Annotated in this window: 21 protein-coding genes; 9 read left to right on the plus strand and 12 right to left on the minus strand. The window is 66.0% G+C overall.

The features are described 5' to 3' along the window. Positions 1-34: 34 nt before the first annotated feature. Positions 35-1,687: a class I adenylate-forming enzyme family protein gene (locus tag AAFP30_RS11335; RefSeq protein WP_419229998.1), complete on the minus strand. Its 1,653-nt coding sequence runs from the start codon at positions 1,685-1,687 to the stop codon at positions 35-37. 101 nt (positions 1,688-1,788) lie between these two features. Here AAFP30_RS11335 and AAFP30_RS11340 point away from each other — a divergent pair, with 101 nt between their 5' ends. The 3 genes from AAFP30_RS11340 (at position 1,789) to AAFP30_RS11350 (ending at position 5,396) form a co-directional block, all read left to right on the plus strand. Beyond that, positions 1,789-2,628 carry a TetR family transcriptional regulator gene (locus AAFP30_RS11340; RefSeq protein ID WP_419229999.1) on the plus strand — a complete coding sequence of 280 codons (840 nt, stop codon included), beginning with the start codon at positions 1,789-1,791 and terminating at the stop codon, positions 2,626-2,628. Positions 2,629-2,781: 153 nt separating this feature from the next. Further along, the gene (locus tag AAFP30_RS11345) at positions 2,782-3,738 is read left to right on the plus strand and encodes a cyclase family protein (RefSeq protein ID WP_419230000.1); all 957 of its coding nucleotides are present in this window, start codon (positions 2,782-2,784) and stop codon (positions 3,736-3,738) included. Further along, positions 3,735-5,396, plus strand: a complete 1,662-nt coding sequence (locus tag AAFP30_RS11350; protein WP_419230001.1) for an AMP-binding protein — start codon at positions 3,735-3,737, stop codon at positions 5,394-5,396. Before AAFP30_RS11345 ends, AAFP30_RS11350 begins: the two co-directional genes overlap by 4 nt. Position 5,397: 1 nt before the next feature. On the opposite strand, the gene AAFP30_RS11355 is transcribed toward AAFP30_RS11350, so the two are convergent. Genes AAFP30_RS11355 through AAFP30_RS11365 form a run of 3 tightly spaced genes read right to left on the minus strand, consistent with a single transcriptional unit; the run spans position 5,398 to position 7,551 of the window. Then, positions 5,398-5,886, minus strand: coding sequence for a nuclear transport factor 2 family protein (locus AAFP30_RS11355; protein ID WP_419230002.1), 489 nt, complete (start codon positions 5,884-5,886; stop codon positions 5,398-5,400). 19 nt (positions 5,887-5,905) lie between these two features. Further along, positions 5,906-6,757, minus strand: a complete 852-nt coding sequence (locus AAFP30_RS11360; RefSeq protein ID WP_419230164.1) for an LLM class F420-dependent oxidoreductase — start codon at positions 6,755-6,757, stop codon at positions 5,906-5,908. A 2-nt stretch (positions 6,758-6,759) separates the two neighbouring features. Further along, a complete protein-coding gene (locus AAFP30_RS11365; protein ID WP_419230003.1) occupies positions 6,760-7,551 on the minus strand; it encodes an SDR family NAD(P)-dependent oxidoreductase in 792 nt (263 codons plus the stop codon). Between the two features lie 189 nt (positions 7,552-7,740). On the opposite strand from AAFP30_RS11365, the gene AAFP30_RS11370 reads away from it, so the two are divergent. After that, the gene (locus tag AAFP30_RS11370; protein ID WP_419230004.1) at positions 7,741-8,226 is read left to right on the plus strand and encodes an Lrp/AsnC family transcriptional regulator; all 486 of its coding nucleotides are present in this window, start codon (positions 7,741-7,743) and stop codon (positions 8,224-8,226) included. Positions 8,227-8,247: 21 nt separating this feature from the next. Further along, on the plus strand, positions 8,248-9,297 hold the full coding sequence (locus AAFP30_RS11375; protein WP_419230005.1) for an alpha/beta hydrolase: 1,050 nt from the start codon (positions 8,248-8,250) through the stop codon (positions 9,295-9,297). 183 nt (positions 9,298-9,480) lie between these two features. On the opposite strand, the gene AAFP30_RS11380 is transcribed toward AAFP30_RS11375, so the two are convergent. From AAFP30_RS11380 to AAFP30_RS11390, 3 genes are read right to left on the minus strand one after another with little or no spacing between them, the layout of a single operon-like run. Continuing rightward, a complete protein-coding gene (locus AAFP30_RS11380) occupies positions 9,481-9,963 on the minus strand; it encodes a MaoC family dehydratase (RefSeq protein WP_419230006.1) in 483 nt (160 codons plus the stop codon). A 38-nt stretch (positions 9,964-10,001) separates the two neighbouring features. Beyond that, positions 10,002-10,892, minus strand: coding sequence for a 4-hydroxyphenyl-beta-ketoacyl-CoA hydrolase (gene couO, locus AAFP30_RS11385; RefSeq protein WP_419230007.1), 891 nt, complete (start codon positions 10,890-10,892; stop codon positions 10,002-10,004). Then, positions 10,889-11,806 carry an SDR family oxidoreductase gene (locus AAFP30_RS11390; RefSeq protein WP_419230008.1) on the minus strand — a complete coding sequence of 306 codons (918 nt, stop codon included), beginning with the start codon at positions 11,804-11,806 and terminating at the stop codon, positions 10,889-10,891. The genes couO and AAFP30_RS11390 overlap by 4 nt, the downstream gene beginning before the upstream one ends. Positions 11,807-11,926: 120 nt before the next feature. Here AAFP30_RS11390 and AAFP30_RS11395 point away from each other — a divergent pair, with 120 nt between their 5' ends. Further along, on the plus strand, positions 11,927-12,367 hold the full coding sequence (locus AAFP30_RS11395) for a MarR family winged helix-turn-helix transcriptional regulator (protein ID WP_419230009.1): 441 nt from the start codon (positions 11,927-11,929) through the stop codon (positions 12,365-12,367). 7 nt (positions 12,368-12,374) lie between these two features. On the opposite strand, the gene AAFP30_RS11400 is transcribed toward AAFP30_RS11395, so the two are convergent. The 5 genes from AAFP30_RS11400 to AAFP30_RS11420 form a co-directional block, all read right to left on the minus strand. Continuing rightward, on the minus strand, positions 12,375-13,910 hold the full coding sequence (locus AAFP30_RS11400; RefSeq protein ID WP_419230010.1) for an acyl-CoA synthetase: 1,536 nt from the start codon (positions 13,908-13,910) through the stop codon (positions 12,375-12,377). 93 nt (positions 13,911-14,003) lie between these two features. Further along, entirely contained in the window at positions 14,004-14,756 is a 753-nt protein-coding gene (locus tag AAFP30_RS11405) for an IclR family transcriptional regulator (RefSeq protein ID WP_419230011.1), read from the minus strand. Between the two features lie 47 nt (positions 14,757-14,803). Further along, a complete protein-coding gene (gene pcaC / locus AAFP30_RS11410) occupies positions 14,804-15,181 on the minus strand; it encodes a 4-carboxymuconolactone decarboxylase (RefSeq protein WP_419230012.1) in 378 nt (125 codons plus the stop codon). After that, positions 15,181-16,395 (minus strand): lyase family protein, encoded by a 1,215-nt coding sequence (locus AAFP30_RS11415; protein WP_419230013.1) that lies wholly within the window; start codon positions 16,393-16,395, stop codon positions 15,181-15,183. Before AAFP30_RS11415 ends, pcaC begins: the two co-directional genes overlap by 1 nt. Before the next feature lie 35 nt (positions 16,396-16,430). Further along, on the minus strand, positions 16,431-17,609 hold the full coding sequence (locus AAFP30_RS11420; protein ID WP_419230014.1) for a 4-hydroxybenzoate 3-monooxygenase: 1,179 nt from the start codon (positions 17,607-17,609) through the stop codon (positions 16,431-16,433). 317 nt (positions 17,610-17,926) lie between these two features. Here AAFP30_RS11420 and AAFP30_RS11425 point away from each other — a divergent pair, with 317 nt between their 5' ends. From AAFP30_RS11425 to AAFP30_RS11435, 3 genes are all read left to right on the plus strand, one after another. Continuing rightward, positions 17,927-18,811: a LysR family transcriptional regulator gene (locus AAFP30_RS11425; protein WP_419230015.1), complete on the plus strand. Its 885-nt coding sequence runs from the start codon at positions 17,927-17,929 to the stop codon at positions 18,809-18,811. Positions 18,812-18,874: 63 nt separating this feature from the next. Beyond that, positions 18,875-19,837: an alpha/beta hydrolase fold domain-containing protein gene (locus AAFP30_RS11430; RefSeq protein ID WP_419230016.1), complete on the plus strand. Its 963-nt coding sequence runs from the start codon at positions 18,875-18,877 to the stop codon at positions 19,835-19,837. Continuing rightward, positions 19,834-20,877, plus strand: coding sequence for a quercetin 2,3-dioxygenase (locus tag AAFP30_RS11435; RefSeq protein WP_419230017.1), 1,044 nt, complete (start codon positions 19,834-19,836; stop codon positions 20,875-20,877). Before AAFP30_RS11430 ends, AAFP30_RS11435 begins: the two co-directional genes overlap by 4 nt. Positions 20,878-20,929 lie beyond the last annotated feature (52 nt).

Below are 20,929 nucleotides of genomic sequence, written 5' to 3' on the forward strand. Positions count from 1 at the left end.
AACTCCCGCCGGCCGAGGAGCGACCATCCCACCCTCACCGCAACTTACGCCGCAACAACTTTCCCGTCGCCGTCCTCGGCAACGCTCCCACCAGCTCGACCTCTCGCGGATACTTGAACGCCGCCAACCGCTCTCGGCAATAGGTGACGAGCTCCCGCTCCGTCACCGTACTGTCGGGATGCACCACCACAAACGCCTTTGCACTCTCCCCGCGGTAATCGTCGGCGATACCGACCACCGCCGCCTCCACCACGTCCGGATGACGGGCGAGGACCTGCTCCACCTCGTGCGGCCAGATCTTGTACCCGGCCGCATTGATCACATCGTTGCTCCGGTCAACGACGTAGAACCATCCCTGCGGGTCCATGAAACCGACGTCACCGGTGTGCAATTCGCCCCCGGCCAACGCGGCGGCGGTCGCCTCCGGATCCTCCCAGTACCCACCGATCACCTGCGGACCGGTCGTGATCAGCTCGCCGATCGCCCCCACCGGCAGATCCCGGCCGGCGTCATCGACGACGCGAACCACTGTGTTGGACACCGGAATACCTACCGAGAGCACACCGGTCTCCGCGTCGACGGGGGCGCGCAGTTCGGCCGGCACGATGTGCGACGGCGAGGTCGTCTCGGTCTGGCCGTAGATGTTGTGAATGTAGCCGCCCAGTCGCTCGTCGAGCCGCTCGGCCACCGCGGGTTCGATCGGCGCGCCGCCCGAGTACCGCAACCGCAGGGATGCCATTTCTGTTGCGGTGATGTCGGATTCGTCGGCCAAACCGAGATACGCGGTAATGGCGGCGACGGCGAACACCGGCTGCCAATCGCGAATCGCGTCGGCGACGACCGTCGGCAGGATGCGGTGGGTGAGCACCACCGGTGATCGCATCAGCATCGCCAGGGTCACCGCCCCCACCAGGCCGGTGACATGAAAGATGGGCGCCAGCGCCAAGATCGGCTCGCCTGGTGTCAGCCGCGTCCAATCCCGATAGGTCTGGGTGTTGAAGGTCAGGTTCGCATGACTGATCTGGGCGCCCTTCGGGAACCCGGTGGTCCCCGAGGTACTGAGCAGAACCGCGACATCCGCGGGCCCGACCGGCCGCCGCACCGGCGTCTTCCGGCCGGCGACGATCAGCGCGGCGAGGTCGATGGTGTCCGGCGGCGCGGCAACCCCATCATCGTCGAAAACCCGTGGATCATCGCGACTCTGGAAGTCCCGTGCGGATGCGGTGAGCACAATGGGCACGATGAGATTCCGCTCCGGGTCGGCCAGTACCTCCTGCGCGACGTCAAGGTAGAGGTCGTCGAGGGCAATGAGTGCGGTGGGCGTATAGCGCCGTAGGAAGTAGGCGAACTCGTCAGCCTTGCTCATCGGGCTGACCGCTGCGGCGATCCCGCCGACCTTCCACGTCGCGATCAGACCGATCACGAAGGCCGGATCGTTCTGCAGGTACAACGCACACCGCTGACCCTGCCGAAAACCCCGTGCGCGGAGCAGCCAAGCGACAGTGTCGGAGGCGGCGTTGAGTTCCGACCAGGTCATCGTGGCGTCGAAGTACCGGACGGCGGGGTCGTCCGGGGCGGCGGCGACAGCCGCATCGAACATGTCGAGGGCAGTCGCATACTCGACCCGCTGATGCGCAGGCCGTCCGTCATAGTGGGCCAGCCAGGGCCGGTCGTCATACACGCTCACGCCGACTCCTTCCGCGGGTCGCTGTCCGCAGTCTATGACCTCGACCCGGAGCACCCGGCTATTCCCTCCACATCGCCGGCCGACGGGCTACGGTGTTCAGGATGACTGAACCCAGTGGTGCCGGACCCGCAGTGCGCCAGGCGCGCGTGCGGTCGGGTCTGACGCTGCGGGGGCTCGCGTCGGCGATCGGTGTCAGCGTCGGCACCATGAGCGCGATCGAGAACGGCAAGGTCGCCCTCACCATCGATCGGCTTCAGCAGATCGCCCGCGCCCTCGACATTCCACCTGCGCATCTGCTCGCCCCGGTCGCCGAACCGCCAGAAGCTGTCGAGTCGCCGAACGGCACGTCGGACTGGCGACACTTCACCGAACTCGACCTCGATCCGGCGCTCCGGGCAGCCGTAGAGGTCTTCACTGAGATGGGCTATCACGGCGCGACAATGCGGCTGGTCGCCACCGCCGCCGACAGCAGCGTCGCCGGCATCTACCACTATCACCGCAGCAAGCAGCACCTCCTCGTCACGCTGATGGATCTGACCCTGCAGGACATCGAATGGCGCGTCGCTGCAGCGGATTCCGAGGGTGGCGATGCCGCCGATCGCTTTGCGCGCATGGTGGAGGCGCTTGCCCTGTGCCACGCGGTGCGCCGTGATCTCGCCTTCATCTCCGCCACCGAGATGCGCAGCCTGGAAGACCCCGACCGCGAACGCATCGTGGCCGTCCGCCGCCGATTGCAGGATCGGCTCGACGCCGCCGCCGTCGAGGCCACCGCAGACGGTGCGTTCGCCACGCCGAACCCGCGCGAGACGGCCCGCGTGGTCGCCACCATGTGCATGGCCTTGCCCTATTGGTTCTCCGCTGCCGGGCCCATGAGTCCACCCGACGTCGCACGGCAATATGCCGACCACGCACTCGCGATGATGCTTGTTCAGCAGAACTGAACTTCGAATCTCCGCCCGCCGCACAGCCATTCAGATCTGCGTCGCCCCTTGACGCCGACCGAAAAGCCTGTGATGCTCATCTCACTGAACAACCCGAACGTTCGATCACCGATGTTCAGTTCACTGCCATCGACTCAACGGAGAGGCCGCACCATGACCACTGCACCCGACTTGACCGAACTCCTCGACGGCTCGCCCTCCAACTGGGGCAAGTGGGGAGCTGACGACGAGGTCGGCAGCCTCAACTACCTCACCGCCGAACAGGTGCTTGCCGGCGCATCGCTGATCAAGAAGGGCGCCCTGTTCACGCTGCAGCGACTGATCGGCGACCCCAAGGGCGACCCGGTGTGGCCCGGACGGAGTCCTGCCACCCGCGAGATGATCCTCGACGAGTCACATTGGGACGAGGGCGGCGACGGACCGGCCTTCCCCGGCGGCCTGCACTACGCCGACGACAAGATCAACGCGTTCCTGCAGGGCTCCACCCAGTACGACGCACTCGGTCACGTCTGGTACGACGGCAAGATCTGGAACGGCTACGACGCCCGCACCACGATCGGCGGACTGGACAAGGCCAGCGTCGAACCCATCGCCGAACGCGGGGTCGCCGGACGCGCCGTCCTGCTCGACATGGCGCGCTACCTGAGCGTCGACGCAATCGCCCCGCGCCAGACCTTCGACCACACCGACCTCGAAAAGTGCGCGTCCGCTCAAGGAATCGAGATCAAGCCACGCGACATCCTGGTGATCCGCACCAACCACCTCGAACTCTTCTTCCAGCAGGGCGACAAGTTCTACGACGACTTCTGCGAGCCCGGTTTGGTCTACTCCCCCGAGTTGGTGGAATGGTTCCAGAGCAAGGAGATTCCGAATCTGGTCACCGACACCATCGCCAATGAGGTGACCACCGACCCGCACAACGGCGTGGCGCTGGTGCTGCACAACGCCCTGATGCGCAACCTCGGCATCGCGTTCACCGAGATCTGCGACCTGGAGAAGCTCGCTGCTGATTGCGCCGACGACGGTGTATACGAGTTCTTCTACGTCGCAGCACCATTGAAGATCCACAACGCCACCGGCTCACCGGTCAACCCGGTGGTGGTCAAGTGAGTTACGCCGACCGGCCGTGGCTCGCTCGCTATCCCGCGGGCAGCCCGGCCGACATCGAGGTCGAGTATCAGACTGCGCTCGACGTCTTCGACGCGGCGGTCGCCGCGGATTCGGACGCCCCGTTCGTCTACTACTTCGACGGGACTCTGACCTTCGGTGATGTGGACCGCGCGGCGTCGGCGCTGGCGGCCGCCCTTGTTGCCGAGGGCTTCTCGCCTGGTGAGCGGCTCGCCATCTACGTGCAGAACAATCCGTCGTTCATCATTGGTCTGGTTGCTGCCTGGCGCGCCGGAGGTGTTGCGGTGGCGGTGAATCCGATGAACAAGCAGCGCGAGCTCACGTACATCCTCACCGATTCCGGCGCCACCGCCCTGCTGACCCTCGACGACCTCTACGTCGACGTCGCCGAACCAGTCATCGCGACCGGAAACACGTCGGTGCATACCGTGATCACGACGTCGCCGCTGGATTTCCAGTCCCGCAACGATTCCCGATTGTTCGACGGCGTAGAACGTCGCCGCAGCGACGGCACGCTCGATCTGCTCGAGATCATCGACGGGTACGACGGCTCGACCTTACCGGCCCCCACTCTGGCGGCCGACGACACCGCCGTGCTCACCTATACGTCGGGTACCACCGGAGAACCCAAGGGCGCCATGAACACTCATGGCAATCTGGCGTTCAATGCGCAGACATACCGGGAGTGGACGGGCCTCAAGCCCGGGGAAGGCATTCTGGGTGTCGCGCCGCTGTTCCACATCACCGGACTCGTCGGTCACGTGATGCTGGCGATGCTGGCGCGGGCGCCGTTGACGCTGGCGCACCGTTTCTCGCCCGACGTGACGCTTGACGCGATCCGGGAACGTAAGCCGGTGTTCACCGTGGCGGCGATCACCGCGTTCAACGCGCTCTCCGCGGCACCCGGTGCGATACCGGATGACTTTGCCAGCCTGCGCATCCTGTACTCGGGAGGTGCACCGATCGCACCCGCGATGGGTGATCGGTTGGAGAAGATCTTCGGCGCCTACATCCACAACATCTACGGCCTCACCGAAACCTCGTCGCCGTCCCACGGGGTTCCGCTCGGGGTGCGGGCGCCGGTCGACCCGACGTCGGGTGCGCTGTCGGTGGGGGTGCCGGTGTTCAACACCGTGGTCCGCGTCATCGACGAGCAGGGCGACGATGTGGCGGTCGGTGAGATCGGCGAGTTCGCGACGTCGGGTCCGCAGGTGGTCAAGGGGTACTGGAACAAACCGGAGAAGACCGCAGAGTCTCTTCCGGGCGGCGAATTGCGCACCGGTGACGTCGGATTCATGGATGCCGACGGCTGGTACTACGTCGTCGACCGCAAGAAGGACATGATCAACGCGTCCGGTTACAAGGTGTGGCCCCGGGAGGTGGAGGACGTGCTCTACACCCACCCTGCGGTGCGCGAGTCCGCGGTCATCGGCATCCCCGACGAATACCGTGGAGAAACCGTGAAAGCCTATGTGTCCCTGCAAGAGGGCGCCACGGCCACACCGGAGGAGCTGGTCGAGTTCTGTAAGGAACAGATGGCCGCCTACAAGTATCCGCGGTCGGTGGAGATCGTCGAGGAACTTCCCAAGACGGTCACCGGGAAGATCCTGCGGCGCGAGCTGCGTGATGCTGCACGGTGATTCACGCAGGCGGCGCCTCACCCCGCACCCCTGCCCCGAGCAGTAGGTGAGCCTGCTCGGCTCCATCCAACACCCGACTCGTCCGGCGGCTGATCTTCCAGCCGCCGGACGTGCGCGTCAGGGCGAAATGATTGGCGGTGGCCCGGAACACCGAGAAGGCGCCGTCACGATGCCGAATAAGGAGCGAATAGCACACGGCCACTGCGGAATCACCGTCGACGTGTACTCGCGCGGGTCCCAGGAAGTGTGCGCATCCGCCGGCGATGAGTCCCTGATGCGCCGGCGATTCGACCATCGCGGCGATCTGCTCCGGGCTCTCCATCGTTCCGGTGTCGATGTCATAGGTGCCGTCCCCGGTCCACAGTGCCGCAACGTGTTGTGCAACGCCGTCGTCGACCAGCGGTCCGTAAGAGGCGATCAGTTGCCCGATCGCGTGTTCATCCTCGAGTCGCTGTAGCCGCGACTCCAGCACCGACAGCCTGTCCTCCATCGTTCACCTTTCTGAGATCTCACCCGATCTCCACCAACTCTGCCAGCGATTCCAGTTGCTGCACATAGTGATCGGCCGACGAAGCCCGAATGGTCACCGACACGATCGTTGCACCGTCGTCCAGAGTCTGGGCAATCGCAGTGCACGTAGCAGTGGGATCACCACCCGGATCGAGTCGGCCGGATCCGAGGACGACATCGAAATCTGGTGGTAGCTCAACGGAATCGAGCATCTCGCGCAGTTGTCGACGCCCGAGACCGAAGGGCACCCAGCCGTCGCCGAGTTCGATGGCGCGCCGAAGCGAGCGCATCGATCGCCCACCAATCCACATCGGCACGTGATCGGCCGTGGCGTGCGGACGCACCACCACGTCGCCGTAATCGTAGAATCGGCCATGGTATTCGGGCCGTTCCGTGGACAGTGACGAGCGCAAAGCCCGCAGCGCATCATCCGCCCGCGCCCCGCGGTCGTCGAACGACGCCCCCAGCAGCCGGAATTCGTCGTCGAGCGAACCGATCCCGACACCCAGCACCAGCCGTCCGCCGCTGACTGCATCCAACGTGCCATACCGTTTGGCGATCTCCAATGGGTGGTGATAGCCGAGCACCAGCACTTGAGTGGCCAAGCGGATCTGTTCGGTACGTGCGGCGAGAAAACCGAACGTGGCCAACGGGTCCCAGTACGTCCCGCCGCGCTCGGCCGCCACCGCAACGGGCACGGCGACGTGCTCGCTGCAGGTGAGGTGGTCAAAGCCCAACCGGTCGGCGGCGATGGCGATCTGCGCCAGCTCGCCAATGCCGGCGGTGACCTCCCACGGATCGTGGACGCCGGGAACGAGGGTAACGATCGGAGAGGTCAGTCCGATGCGCACGCTCATCTCCGCGCCAGCATCCGCTGCATCGCCTCGTGCGCGCCGAGCACCAGCGCAGCACGGTCGGAGCCGTTGCGTTTCTCCACTTGTCGCGCGTTGCCGCCGGCAATCCAAACCGGTCCGTCACCGAGATGCTCGAGCCCTTCGCGCGCCACGTCGTCGTGCTCGCTGACGAGCATGCCGGGGACGTCGAAGTTGAGGCCGGCCCGCTGCATCGCCGGTGTGCGGGTGACGCCGAGGATCAGTTCGCAAACGTCGACGCCGTACTCGCGCAGTTCGAGCCAGAGGGATTCGGCGAAGATGCGACCGAAAGCCTTGACTCCGCTGTACACGCTCAGCTCAGCGGCACCGAGATAGCCGCTCATCGAGCCGACGAGCAGGATGCCGCCACGCCCCGCGTCACGCATCTGGCGACCGAAGTGCTGGACGAGCGCGAGCTGCGTGGTGATGTTGAGATCGATGACGTCGTGGAACCGACCGAGGTCGCCGTCCAGGAATCCGCTGCCGTAGCTGTTGGCACCAGCGTTGTAGATCAGAAGGCCCACGTCGAGATCATCGGTTGCCGCCACGATCGTGTCTATGGAGTCCCGCCGGGTCAGGTCGAGGGCAAGCGTCCTGACCTGCACCCCGAACGCACGCGCAGTCTCCGCGGTGGCATCGAGCGGTTCCGGCTTCCGGGCAATCAGGACCAGGTGCACCCCCGCCTGTGCCAGTTGTCGGGCGAACGACGCGCCGACTCCCTCCGAACCCCCGGCGATCACGGCCCACGGCCCGTACTTGAACAGGTCGGTCATCGTCGTCCTCCCTCGTCTCGGGGTGGAGCGTAACGACCGAGCTGCCTGTTCGGATCGCGATTCCCGGCCACCGGGATCTGATCGCCGCCGACCTAGACCCTCCCGCGCGCCTGCACTTCTGGCAGTATTCAGACGCTAGAGTGATCAATCTGCACAATCGCTGCAGCCAAAACACAGCGAGGCGACATCATGTCCGACACCGACCGCCCCGTCGACGCCATCGACGCCCGCATCCTCGCTGCGCTCTCCGACGACCCACGCGCGACGGTCATCGCGCTCGCCGACCGCACCGGACTGTCGCGCAACACGGTGCAGGCTCGGTTGGCGAAGCTCGAGCAGCGCGGGGCGTTGCGGTCGTTCGACCGCCGCATCGATCCGGCGGCCCTCGGCTATCCGCTGACCGCGTTCGTGCTGACCGATGTCACGCAGAGCCAACTGGCGCCGGTCTCCGCTGCGCTGGCCGAGATACCCGAGGTACTCGAAGTCCACGGCCTCACCGGCGTCACCGACCTGTTGGTCCACGTCGTCGCCCGCGATGCCGACGACCTCTACCGCATCGCCGGCATGATCCTCGACATCCCCGGCGTCACCCGCACCACCACATCACTGGTGATGCGCAAGCTCGTCGACTACCGCATCGACGGACTGGTACAGCGCCGCATCGACTCCCGCTGAGGCGTCGATACAATCCCATCCATGCTCGACGGCGTACGCACCCTGTATCGGCTGACCCGCGGTGACCGGGTCGCCGACGATCAGCCGACTCCGCACACAGTGATCGCGGAGGGCCCGCATCGCACGCTGCGACGGTACGGCACCGACGACGACTTGGACTCCGCTCGTGCCGCCGGCCGGCCGCCGGTCCTCCTGGTCCCGCCGCTGGCCGTACCTGCGCGGTGCTACGACCTCGCCCCGGACATGTCCCTGGTGGCGTTCCTACTCTCGACCGGTCGCATCCCGTACGTCGTCGACTTCGGCGAGATGCACTATGCCGACCGACATCTCGGCTTCGAGGACTTCTTCGACGACATCACCCCGCAGGCCATCCACCGCACCCTCGACGACTACCGGCAGGCGGCGACCCTCGACCTCGCCGCCTGGAGTCTCGGCGGAACGGTTGCGTTCCTGACCGTCGCCGCACATCCCGAGTTGCCGGTACGGTCGATCACCGCGATCGGCACACCACTGAATTATGCTGTGGTGCAGCCCTATCCATTGGTCCGCGCGGTAACCCGGCCGATCGGCGACAAGCCGGTGACCCTCGCGTTGAAGGCGATGGGCGGGATTCCGGCGCCGCTGGTGCGTGTCGCGTACCGTGCAACGGCGTGGCAGCGGGAACTCCGCAAACCCGGCTACATCATGCGCAACGCCGACAACACCGAAGCACTGGCCCGAATGCAGGTCATCGACTGGTTCCAGGAATCCCTCCCCGGCTACCCCGGCAAGCTGGCCGAGCAGATGTGGCAGAATCTGGTGTTCCGCAACGAACTCGCCGCAGGCGTACTGGATTTCGATGGCCGGCCGATCGACCTCACTGCAATCGGCGTACCGATCCAACTGTTCGGCAGCCACCGCGACGCCATCGTCAGCTGGGCAGGCGCCCATCACGGCGTCGAGATCTTCGGCGACTCCCCGCAGGTCCACTTCACCACCGTCGAAACCAGCCACCTCGGCCTGATCGCCAGCAGTGACGCCGGCGCCGAAACCTGGCCACGGATTGAGGAATTCCTCGGCGCGCTGGACTAGCGTCCAACCGCTGGTCGAGCTAGTCCGGCTGACGCCGGGAGTTGCGTTGACAGCGCCCTAGATTTCGTTGACAGCGCCCACCTTGCCGCAGAGAGGCACGTCGGTCTCGTATCTAGGGCGCTGTCAACGTAATCTAGGGCGCTGTCAACGCTCTTGGGGCACGCTGTCGATCACGATGTGCCCTCACTCGAAGTAGCGGTACACACCCTCGACGACGACGGCCGGACGCTCACTGCCCTCGAGTTCGATGACGCCGTCGATCACGACCTGCACGCCACCCTTGGGCAGGTGCTCGATCGACTTGAGGGTGGCGTTGAGACGCACCCGACCGCCGGCGGGCACCGGGCTGGTGAAGCGAACCTTGTTGAGCCCGTAGTTGACTGCCATTTTCACGCTGTCGACCGCGAAGATCTCGGAGAACATCGGGATGATCAGGGACAGGGTGAGGTAGCCGTGGGCGATCGGTCCGCCGAAGGGGCTTTCCTTGGTGGCGCGCTCCGGATCGACGTGAATCCACTGGTGGTCGTCGGTGGCGTCGGCGAACGTGTTGATGCGGTCCTGCGCAACGGGCAGCCACGAGCTGATACCAATGGTCTTACCGACGAGCGGGTCGAGGTCGGCGAGGGTGGCGACCTTGGTGACGACGGGTTCGCTAACTGCGGTCATGAGGGAAAGTCCTTCTGATGATGAGGGTTTGGATTGGGTCAGCGCTTGATGCCGAGAACGCGCATGGCGTTCTCCTTGAAGAGCAGCGGCTCCACTTCGGGCTTCATCTCGAGCTTGGCGTAGTCGGCGAGCCAGCGGTCGACCTGGATGACCGGGAAGTCCGAGCCGAACAGAACCTTGTTGCGCAGCATCGAGTTTGCGGCGCGCACCAACTGCGGCGGGAAGTACTTCGGCGACCACCCGGACAGGTCGATGTACACGTTGGCCTTGTGCGTGGCGATCGAGATCTGCTCATCGACCCACGGCACGGCCGGGTGAGCCATGATCACCGTCAGGTCGGGGAAGTCGGCGGCCACGTCGTCGAGCAGCATCGGGTCGGAGTACCGCAGCTTGATCCCGTGTCCGCCGGGCATGCCGGCGCCGATGCCAGTCTGGCCGGTGTGAAACAGTGCCGGCACACCGCATTCCACGATCGCCTCGTACAGCGGATAGAACTGGCGGTCGTTCGGTTCGAAGCCCTGCATGCTGGGATGGAACTTGAAGCCCTTGACCCCGAACTCGTCGACCAGGCGATGCACCCGCTTGACCGCGGCCTTGCCCTGCAGCGGGTCGACCGAGCCGAACGGAATCAGGACGTCGTTGAACTCGGCTGCACGCTCGGCGATTTCCTCCACATTGTTCGGCGGATGCCCGGTGGCCGATTGCGCATCAACGGTGAAGACCACGGCTGCCATGTTGCGCTCACGGTAGTGCTGGGCCATCGCCTCGATGGACGGGCTACGTTCCTCACCCGACTTGAAGTACTTTTCCGACGCGGCCATCAGTTCGTCGTCGAGCGAATGATGTCCGCAGCCGTCGATCTCGACGTGGGTGTGAATGTCGATGGCCTTGATGGCGTCGAAATCGACGCCGTATTCGTAGCGGCTCATTTTGCGGCCGCCAGCACCTCGGCGGGGAACTCTTCGCCGACGGTCTCGAGGTTGTTGGCGAACGTGCCGGGCCAGACAGCTGCGACGTCGTCGGCACTGAACCCATCGTCGTGGTAGGCGGATTCGGTCATCTCCGGGTGCGACCACAACGCAAGGCGATCGCCGCCGATGGAGATGGCCTGGCCGGTGATGTCGGCGGCTGCGTCGGAGGCGAGGAACGCGATGACCCCGGCCACGTCTTCCGGCGTGCCCATGCCGACCTCGCGGCGGATGACGTCGGCGAGCTTGCCGGTTTCCTTGGCCTCGTCGATGAACGGCTTGAAGATCGGCACGGTTTCGGTCATCGCGGTGGCGGCGACCGGGCAGACGGCGTTGGCGGTGATGCCGGCCTTGCGCAGTTCCATCGCCCAGGTGCGGACCATGCCGACGATGCCGGCCTTGGCGCCCGAGTAGTTGGTCTGGCCGAAGTTGCCGCGCTGACCGGCGGGCGAGCCGATGCAGATGATGCGGCCACCCTCGCCCTGCTCGCGGAACTGAACGACGGCCTCGCGCACGCAGGTGAACGTGCCCCGCAGATGCACATTGATGACGGCGTCGAAGTCGTCGTCGGTCATCTTCCACAGCACCTTGTCGCGCAGGATGCCCGCGTTGGTGACCAAGATGTCGAGGCGCCCGAAGTTGTCGACGGCCGCTTTGACCAACGCCTGTGCGGTTTCGGTGCTGCCGACCGGGGCGACGACGGCCACGGACTTGCCGCCGGCGGCCGCGATCTCGGAGACCGCCGCGTCCGCGGTCTCCTGGCGGACGTCGTTGATGACGACGGCCGCACCGTCGGCGGCGAGTTCCTTCGCATAGGCCAATCCGAGGCCCTGTCCGCTGCCGGTGACGATGGCGACTTTGCCGGTGAGATCCATAAATGCCTCCTTGGGGCGTGTACTGCGTCCTATTTGATTAGAGTCGCAATGATTGAGTTTGTCAATGGTTGATTGCTGATAGTCTCCATGTGGTGTGTCGCCACCAGCGAAAGGAGTCCGATGTCAGAGCGGCGAATCCTCGAGGACGATCTCGGATTCCTCATTGCGCGTACCAGCGCGCTGCTGGTCAAGACCACCAACCGAAAGCTCTCATCACTTGGCTTGAAAGTCCGCGGATACAGCGCGCTGGCCGCAGTCTGCGATGAGCCCGACGGCATCACCCAACGACGCCTGGCCTCCGACGTGGGTCTCGATCCGAGTCAGATCGTGGCCCTTGTGGACGAACTCGAATCACGAGATCTCGTGGTACGCACCACCGATCCGAACGACCGCCGCAACAAGCTGATCCTTGCCACCGACGCAGGCCGCGAACTGTGCGGCCGCGCACGCGAACTCACTCGTGATGTGTCGCGCGAACATTTCGTCGGGGCCGATGACGATCAGCTCGAGGCGTTGCGTGACCTGCTCTACCGCACCACGTTCAACACCTCGACGACCTGACCTGCCCTCAGACCGGCTCAGGCGTGGAGTACATGTCGCGGAGCCGGTCCTTGCGGATCTTTCCCGTTGCGTTGCGCGGGATCTCCTCGAGCAGCACCATCGACTTGGGGATCTTGAAGCGGGCCAGCCGCCCGTTCAGAAAGCTCTCCAGATCGTCGTAGGTCAGTGTCGAATCTGGCGCGAGAGTGATTGCCGCGCAGCCCACCTCGCCCCACTTGTCATTCGGCACGCCGAAGACGCCACAGCCGACGACACCGGGGTACTCGAGGATGGCCGCCTCGATCTCGGCAGGATAGATGTTCTCACCGCCGGAGATGATCATGTCCTTGAGCCGGTCGACGATGGTGATGTATCCCTCGTCGTCGCGAACGCCGACGTCCCCGGACCGGAACCAACCACCGTCGACGAACGCTGCTGCAGTGGCGTCCTCACGATTCCAGTACTCGCGCATCACGTTCGGTCCTTGAATCTGAATCTCCCCGCGCTCACCGGGTTTGGTCTCCACCCCGTCGACATCGACGACTCGGACATCGGTGAAGAACTGCGGCACTCCGGCGGTGCCGAGTTTGCTCTCGACGAACTTCGGCGTGAGAACCAATGCGCCCGGACCGGTTTCGGTGAGCCCGTAGCCCTGGCACAGGTTCACTCCGCGTTCGGTGTACGTGTGCAGGGTGCGTGGCGGAACCGGTGCCGCGGCAACTATCCAACGCCGGATCGACGACAGATCCGCGCTCGCGAAGTCCGGATGTGCACTCATCGCGTCGAGCATCGTGGGTACGCCGAAGGAGTAGGTGACCTTGCGCTCTTCGATGACTTTGAGGATTCGGCCCGCCTCGAACCCCTCCTCAATGATCACCGTGCCGCCCTTGAGAATTGTCGGCAGGGAGATGTAATTCAGTGCGGCCGTGTGAAACAGCGGTGCCGCGACGAGCGAGACCTCATCGCTGCGGAGGTCGAGGTCGACGATCGGATTCATCGAGGCGAACGTGACACCGCCGTGCGTCAGGACGACGCCCTTGGGATTTCCGGTGGTTCCGGAGGTGTACATGATGAAGCACGCGTCGTCGTGGGACACATCGCGATCGATGCGTTCGACGCCGGCTGCCGCGATGATCTGCTCATAGCCAACGGCATCGGCGTCAGGAGCGCCGTCGACCACCACGCGTGTTTGAACACCGGCCTCCTCAGCGGATGCGACCGCGACCTGTCCGAGTTCGGCGGAGTGGACGAGGATGCGGGCACCGGAGTCGCGGAGCGCGTAGGTGACCTCGGGTGCAGTGAGTCGCGCGTTCAGCGGCACCAGCACAGCCCCGAGCAGCCCTGTGGCGAACAGTCCCTCCAGGTATGACGGATGGTTGGCGCTCAGCAGCGCGACGCGATCGCCACGCTCGAGGCCGAGGTCGGCGAGCGCGTGCGCCAACCGGGTCGCCCGCTCATCGAGCTCGCGGTAGGAAATGCCCTGCTCGCGGAACACGATCGCGGTCGCCTCCGGGTCCCGACGTGAGCTCCGGAAGGGCCACGTGCCGACGCCCTGATTACGCATGCTGACACTCCTGATCGATCGAGATGTGGTGCCAATCACGGTAACGCTTAATCATTGAGTTTGTCAATGATTAAGGAAGCCGAGCGCTGATAGTCAGCGGATACCGACCGTGCGCCCGATACTGGCGGCCGCGACCTGCGCTGCAGCGACGAGTGAAGTGCGATTCCGCCCGAGCGTTGGCACCACCACGCCGAGTGCGGCGACCACCTCGTCGCCCGCTCGCACCGGAACCGCGACCGAGCAGGCACCCAATGTCATCTCCTCGACCGTGGTCGCATAGCCCTGCTGCCGGATCTGACGTAGTTGTCGGTCCAGGACCCCGGGCGCGACGATGGTGTGCCGGGTGAACGGACGCAGCTCGGCCAGCACTGCTCGACGGACGTCGTCGGGGGCGTGTGCGAGAAGAACCTTGCCGACGCCTGTCGAATACAGCGGCAATCGCCCGCCGACGCGACTGACCACCGGAACCGAGGTGCGCCCGGACAGTCGGTCGAGGTAGAGCACCTGCGTGCCCTCGCGCACCGCCAGATGCACCGTGGCCCGCGTCGCGGCATACAGATCCTGCAGGAAAGGCGCCGCGACTTCGCGGAGACCGGATTGGATCGGGGCGAGCAGGCCGAGATCCCACAGACGCCGACCGATGACGAAGGTGCTGTCGGGTCGACGGACCAGGGCGCCCCACGCCTCGAGTTCGCGCACCAGTCGGTGCGCAGTAGGGACGGGGAGTTCGGCACGGCCGGCGATCTCGGTCAGGGTTTGTGCGCGGTGGCCGTCGTCGAACGTGCCGAGGACGGACAGGGTGCGTGCCGCAACGGATTGCCCCGGTGCGCTCGTGTTGCCCGCCATCCCACCAGCCTTTCACTCAGTGAAAGCACTGTACCGCGCGGCGGGTGTCAGCCCTCCGCGTCGATCTCCGCGAACACCTTCGACGCGATTCGGAACGCCGTATTCGCATCGGGGACACCGCAATAGATCGCGGACTGCAGGATGACTTCCTTGATCTCGTCGCGCGACAACCCATTTCGCACGGCCGCGCGCACATGCATCGCGAGCTCCTCGTGATGGCCACGCGCTATCAGGGCGGTGAGGGTGATCATCGATCGACTCTTGCGGTCGAGTCCCGGCCGGGTCCAGATGCTGCCCCACGCGTATTCGGTGATGAACTCCTGGAACTCCTGGGTCAGATCAGTGATCGCGGCGGTCGCGCGGTCGACGTGCGCATCGCCCAGGACCTCGCGGCGCACCACCATACCGTCGTCGTACTTCGTCATTATTGGACTCCCTCTGCACGGTCGAGTTGAATCTGGATGAGTCTGTCTGCGGCACCGAAATAATCGCCGCGCGGCGGGTGATCGGCGAGCTTGGCCATGGTGCGCTGTTCGGCGGTCACCGCATCCCCGGCAGCGTCGAGATTGGCGCGCATGCGATCGGCATGCACCCGCAGATCGGCGACCAGCCGGGTGGTCTGTCGACCCGCAATAACCGTGTGCCGCATCAGGGTTCGCAGCGCATCCCATTCGGCATGCCAGGCCCCCGACGACCGCTCCTCCAACGCGTCGGCCGCGGCCACGTGCAACGTCGCGCCCAGCATCGGGGCGGTGAGTCCGGCGCGTCGGATCAATACGGAGAGCACGGGGTTGGCCTTGTTGGGCATCGTCGACGACCCACCGGCCGCTCCTTCGCCGAGCTCACCGATCTCGGTGCGCGACAACGTCAGTACATCATTGGCGAGGTGCCCCCACGCGTCGGTACAGCCGACCGCGGCATCCCCGCTACGGGTGATCTCGGTGCGCACGGTGTGCCAGGGCACGGTCGGCTCCAGGCCGAGTTCCCGGGCCGCCACCGTGGTGGCCTCGAGGACTGCAGACGCCGGATCGTCCAGTGCCGCCGCGAGTTCATAGGCGGCCGCCAAAGTACCTGCCGCACCACCGATCTGCACCGGGAATACCAAACGGTCGACCTGTTCGACGGCGTCGAGCACACCGCGGAGCCAGCCGGCGACCTTGAGCCCGAACGTCATCGGGATCGCCTGCTGGGTGAGGGTGCGTGCCACCATTGGGGTGGCTCGATGCTCATCGGCCAGCCGCACGAGAGCCCGCACCTGTTCTCGGAGCTCTGCGCGCAATTGTGTGAAAGCCGTTGCGGTACAGGAGATGAGTGCTGTGTCGACGAGATCCTGGCTGGTGAGCCCCCGATGCAGCCAGGTGGCCGCGCCACCGTCGCCGAGCCCGGCGCGCAGGGTTTTCACCAGCGGGATGACCGGGTTGCCGCCGGATTCGGCGGACACCGCGATGGATTCCCGGTCGGCATCGGACACCAAGGCGCGCAACCGGTCGGCGCTCACCTCGACACCGGGCGGCGCGATTCCGGCCTTCGTCAGCCCCGACGACCACGCCGCCTCCAACGCGATCATCGCGTCGAGGACCGCGGTGTCGGTGAACAGGTCACCAGCGTGCTGGTCTCCGGGCCACAGGATGTCGGTCATCGTTCAACGGTATCGGGTGCCGACCGTCCCGGAGGTCAGTGGAGGGGCCAACCCGTGTAGCCCTCGGCGAGGTAGGTCGAGCCGGCCTCCGAGGCCACCAGCGTCTCCAACTCACCGAGCTGGCGCTGTTCGTCGAAGTCCGAGGCGCCGTCGACGTTGTGCAGCATCGTGGTCATCCAGTACGAGAAGTGCTGCGCCTTCCACACGCGAGACAGCGCGCGGTCGGTGTAGGTGTCCAGCGCGGCGTCGTCGTCCTTGGTGATGGCGCGTTCGAGGACGTCGGCGAGTACCCGGACGTCGGCGAGGGCGAGGTTGAGGCCCTTGGCGCCGGTCGGCGGGACGGTGTGCGCGGCGTCGCCGGCCAGCAGGAGTTTGCCGTGGCGCATCGGGGACTGGACGAAGCTGCGGAATGGCAGCACGGTGCGTTCGAGGACCGGGCCGTCCTTGAGCCGGAAGCCATCCTCCCCGGACAGTCGAGTGTGTAGCTGGTCCCAGATGCGGTCGTCGGACCAGTCATCGGGGTTCTCGCCCGGGTCGCACTGGAAGTACATGCGTTGCACGGTGTCGGTGCGCTGGCTGATGAGCGCGAAGCCTTCGGGGGCGCGGGTGTAGATGAGTTCGGGGGCGCTCGGCGGGGCCTGGACCATGACACCGAACCAGGCGAACGGGTATTCGCGGAAGTACTGATGGGCGTCGGCGACGAGGCCGCGGCAGATGCTGCGTGAGCCGTCGGCGCCCACGACCAGGTCGGCGGTGATTTCCTGGCGCGCGCCGTCGGCGTCGGTGAATCGGACGATCGGGGTGTCGGTCACCCCGGTGACCTCGGCGTCGCTGACGCCGTAGCGGACGTCGCCGCCGTCGCGGGTGCGGGCACGGTGCAGGTCGATGAAGACCTCGGTCTGCGGGTAGAGCCAGCACGACGCACCGGCCAGCTTCTGGAAGTCGATGCGGTGGCTGACGCCGCCGAAGCGCAGCGAGATGCCCTCGTGTTCGTGGCCGTCGGTGAGAACCCGGTCGGAGACACCGGAGTCGACGAGCAACCGCACGCTGTCACGTTCGAGGATGCCGGCACGGTGGGTGGTCTCGATCTGCTCGACGGTGCGGTTGTCGATGACGACGCTCTCGATGCCGGCGTTGTGCAGCAGATGCGACAGCATCAGGCCGGCGGGACCACCGCCGACGATCGCAACCTGCGTGCGGGTGGTGTTGCTCATGGTGTTCTCCGATTCGTGGGGCTGTGCAAACGTCGACGCCGTCCGCTCCCTGAGCGTGTCGAAGGGGCGATGCAATGAAACCTACGAGTCCCGCGTCACATCCGTCGACACCCAGCTTTCACTCAGTGAAACCCGCGCCACGTTGACAGCGCCCTGCATCCCGTCGACAGCGCCCTGAATCTCCTCGACAGCGCCCTCGATCACGTTGACAGCGCCACGCTGCGCAGTCCGAGGGCGCTGTCGACGCGACGGAGGGCGCTGTCAACGCGGGAACGCGGGGTGCGCTGATCCGCAGAGACCTACGATCGGGGACGACCATGGACATCACCACGCAACAACTCCGCTGCTTCGTCGCCGTCGCCGAGCACCTGCATTTCGGTCGCGCGGCGCAGTCGTTGCACCTGAGTCCGTCGACGGTCAGCGAGAACATCGCGGTCCTGGAGAAACGGATCCGCCGACCACTCCTGCAGCGCACTCCGCGCCACGTCACCCTGACCGCGGCCGGCACCGAACTCCTCCCCCTCGCGCGGCAGGCGCTCGCGGCGATGGATGAGGTCGTCGAATGGAGCGGGGGCGGGCGACGACGCACCGCGGTCCGGGTCGGGCTGATGGTCTCGAGTGCCCGGTTCCGCGCGACGATGTCGGCGGCGACCGCGGCGATGCCGGAGGTCACCTGGGAGATCAAACACCTCGGACTCGACGGCGCCTACCGCGCACTCGCCGACGACGAGGTTGACTGCGTTTTCGTCACCGAGGCCGGCGAGGCTCCGAAGGATGTTCGGGCGCAACCACTCTGGAACGAAGGGTGCGTCGTGGTCGTACGCGACGACCACCGCCTCGCCAACCGCCCCGCGATCACGCGGGCGGATCTGTCCGGCGAAACGCTCATCGCGGTCCGTGACAGCGAGACGTCGTCGCGCTGGCTGCACACCCTGATCGGCGACACCGACGACGTCGTGCTTCGTCCCATCGCCCACAGCTTCGAAGAGGTCCTCGAGCTCTGCAGCGTCGGCGCGGGCATCAACATCGCCGGCGAGTCCGCCGCCGAGTCGTACGCCCGACCGGGCATCCACTTCATCCCGTTCCCGACGGCACCCCGACTGACGACCTACCTCTGCCTCCCCCAACGCCCGAATCCCACTCTCGTGGACTTCATCGACGTCGTTGAACACAGCGTTCGCGACCAGCGAACGTTCGGGTAACCCGAACGTTCGTCCACCAATTCCTGATGGACTTGGTGTGATACAGACCGCACGATGGTCGACGTGACCTCCCCCGACACTGCACCCGCAACGCCGCGGACGCTGACGTACGTCAACCGTGCCAACGGTCCGCTGCTGCTCGACCTCTACCGCCCAGACCAGGCCGAACCCGTACCGGTCGTCATCTGGCTGCACGGCGGTGGCTGGTTCACCGGCGACCGGACGCTCGCCCCAGACCTGTGGCGCTACTTCGCCGACGCCGGCATCGCGATGGCCTCGATCGAGTACCGACTCACCGGCGAGGCGATCTTCCCCGCTCAACTCCACGACGTGCGCGCGGCGATCCGCTACCTGCGCACCCACGCCGCCGAACTCGGCCTCGACCCCGATCGCATCGGCGTGTGGGGCGCGTCGGCCGGCGGACACCTCGCCGCGCTGGCCGGCCTCACCGGACACCTCGCGACGCTGCCGGGTGAGGACGCCGATGGCGACGCCTCGGTGCGGGCGGTCGCAGAATCGTACGGACCGGTGGATCTCACCCAGGCCGACGTCCCGCCCGGCGCTCCCCTCCCGGGCACCGACCCGCGCAACTCGCCCGAGGCGCGCCTCATCGGCGGACTGCCCGACGAGCAGCCGTACCGAGCGACCGCCGCCAGCCCGCACCTGCAGGTCACCTCTGCCGCGCCGCCGTTCCAGATCTCGCACGGCACCGGCGACGTCCTCGTCGGCCATCGGCACAGCGAGCTACTGCACGAGGCGCTCCTCGCCCATGGCGTCGCCAGCGACCTCTACCTCGTCGACGACTACCGGCACGGCTTCCTCAACCCTGGCGGGCGGCTCGACGTCGACATGGCCAAGGTGTTCGACGACGGACGCCTCGAGGCCGAGGGCACCGCGCCCGCCACCCACCGAACCGCCACCACCGAGAAACGCACCCGATTCGGCTTCGACACCATCGGCGCGTTCCTCGCCACCCATCTTCTGAGCACATCCGTAACCGCCCTGCACGCAAAGGAATCCGCATGACCACCAATCTCGACGCCATCCACGGCCTCGCACCTGTCGTCGGCTCACTGCCCGGCGAACCCGTCCCCTACTACCTGCCCACCGGCGAGGGACAGCGCTATGAGATCGGCAACCAGCTCTGGACGGTGATCGCCCGATCCGCCGACAGCGGAGGCGGTTTCGACGCCGCCTTCGTCCTCGGTCCGCGAGGCGCGGGCGCCGGATTCCACAGTCTCGCTGACCATCAGCGTTCGTTCTACGTCTTCGACGGCGCCGTCCAGTTCTGGCTGCCGGGCGAGAGCCGAGTCCTCGGCGCCGGCGACTCGATTCACGTTCCCGCTGGGGTACCGGTGGCCTATCGCTTCACCCAGAACCTCTCCAAGTTCCTGCTGTGGTCGGCGCCCGGCGGTGCACTCGACGCGCTCCTGAACTCAGAAACCGAAGTCGCCCAGCATATCTACAGCGCGAAGTCCACGGACACCATCGGTCTACCAGGCGGCTGGCAGACCCACGATCTGCCGCAGGTCGACGCCTCCGACACCTGGGACACCAGCCTCCCGTCGGGTGTCGAACCGTACTTCATCCGCGCCCACGAGGGCGAGCATCGGGAATGGCCGGATGCCATCAACACGTTCTCCGCGCGCGGCGCGAACACCGGCAGCCGCTACTTCTCGGTGCTGACCCTCGGCGCGAAACAGCCCTATATTCCGCAGCATTTCCACCAGCAGCACACGGAGAACTTCTTCTGCGTGTCGGGTCGAGTGTGGTTGTCCGTCAACGGGACCGAAGTCCTCGTCACCCCCGGCGACTACGTCCACGCACCGGCCGGCACCATCCACAGCTACGCGTTCGGCGCCCACAACACCCGCATGCTCGGCGTGCTGACCACCGACATCTTCGAACCGTTCTTCGACCGCACCGGCGACGCCACCACCGACAACGTCTACACCGAGGGACTCGTCAACCCGACGACGCTCATGGGCAAGCTCGGTCAGATCGCCGACCTCGACGTGGTGATGGTCGGCCCACCGCCGCAGAGCAATTACGCACATCTGGGATAGCCGTTGGGTCGTGGTGGTCTAATCGAGATCACCACGACCACCCAGAACAGGA

Origin of the sequence: Gordonia sp. CPCC 205515 (assembly GCF_048537925.1) — a bacterium.
Classification (GTDB): Bacteria; Actinomycetota; Actinomycetes; order Mycobacteriales; family Mycobacteriaceae; genus Gordonia.

Coding starts and splice junctions, on each gene's coding strand:
- AAFP30_RS11340 (WP_419229999.1), top strand. CDS start 1,789: ATGACTGAACCCAGTGGTGCCGGACCCGCAGTGCGCCAGGCGCGCGTG.
- couO (WP_419230007.1), bottom strand. CDS start 10,892: ATGAGCCGCTACGAATACGGCGTCGATTTCGACGCCATCAAGGCCATC.
- AAFP30_RS11400 (WP_419230010.1), bottom strand. CDS start 13,910: ATGCGTAATCAGGGCGTCGGCACGTGGCCCTTCCGGAGCTCACGTCGG.
- AAFP30_RS11365 (WP_419230003.1), bottom strand. CDS start 7,551: ATGACCGACCTGTTCAAGTACGGGCCGTGGGCCGTGATCGCCGGGGGT.
- AAFP30_RS11345 (WP_419230000.1), top strand. CDS start 2,782: ATGACCACTGCACCCGACTTGACCGAACTCCTCGACGGCTCGCCCTCC.
- AAFP30_RS11425 (WP_419230015.1), top strand. CDS start 17,927: ATGGACATCACCACGCAACAACTCCGCTGCTTCGTCGCCGTCGCCGAG.
- AAFP30_RS11370 (WP_419230004.1), top strand. CDS start 7,741: ATGTCCGACACCGACCGCCCCGTCGACGCCATCGACGCCCGCATCCTC.
- AAFP30_RS11390 (WP_419230008.1), bottom strand. CDS start 11,806: ATGGATCTCACCGGCAAAGTCGCCATCGTCACCGGCAGCGGACAGGGC.
- pcaC (WP_419230012.1), bottom strand. CDS start 15,181: ATGACGAAGTACGACGACGGTATGGTGGTGCGCCGCGAGGTCCTGGGC.
- AAFP30_RS11355 (WP_419230002.1), bottom strand. CDS start 5,886: ATGGAGGACAGGCTGTCGGTGCTGGAGTCGCGGCTACAGCGACTCGAG.
- AAFP30_RS11435 (WP_419230017.1), top strand. CDS start 19,834: ATGACCACCAATCTCGACGCCATCCACGGCCTCGCACCTGTCGTCGGC.
- AAFP30_RS11380 (WP_419230006.1), bottom strand. CDS start 9,963: ATGACCGCAGTTAGCGAACCCGTCGTCACCAAGGTCGCCACCCTCGCC.
- AAFP30_RS11420 (WP_419230014.1), bottom strand. CDS start 17,609: ATGAGCAACACCACCCGCACGCAGGTTGCGATCGTCGGCGGTGGTCCC.
- AAFP30_RS11395 (WP_419230009.1), top strand. CDS start 11,927: ATGTCAGAGCGGCGAATCCTCGAGGACGATCTCGGATTCCTCATTGCG.
- AAFP30_RS11375 (WP_419230005.1), top strand. CDS start 8,248: ATGCTCGACGGCGTACGCACCCTGTATCGGCTGACCCGCGGTGACCGG.
- AAFP30_RS11415 (WP_419230013.1), bottom strand. CDS start 16,395: ATGACCGACATCCTGTGGCCCGGAGACCAGCACGCTGGTGACCTGTTC.
- AAFP30_RS11405 (WP_419230011.1), bottom strand. CDS start 14,756: ATGGCGGGCAACACGAGCGCACCGGGGCAATCCGTTGCGGCACGCACC.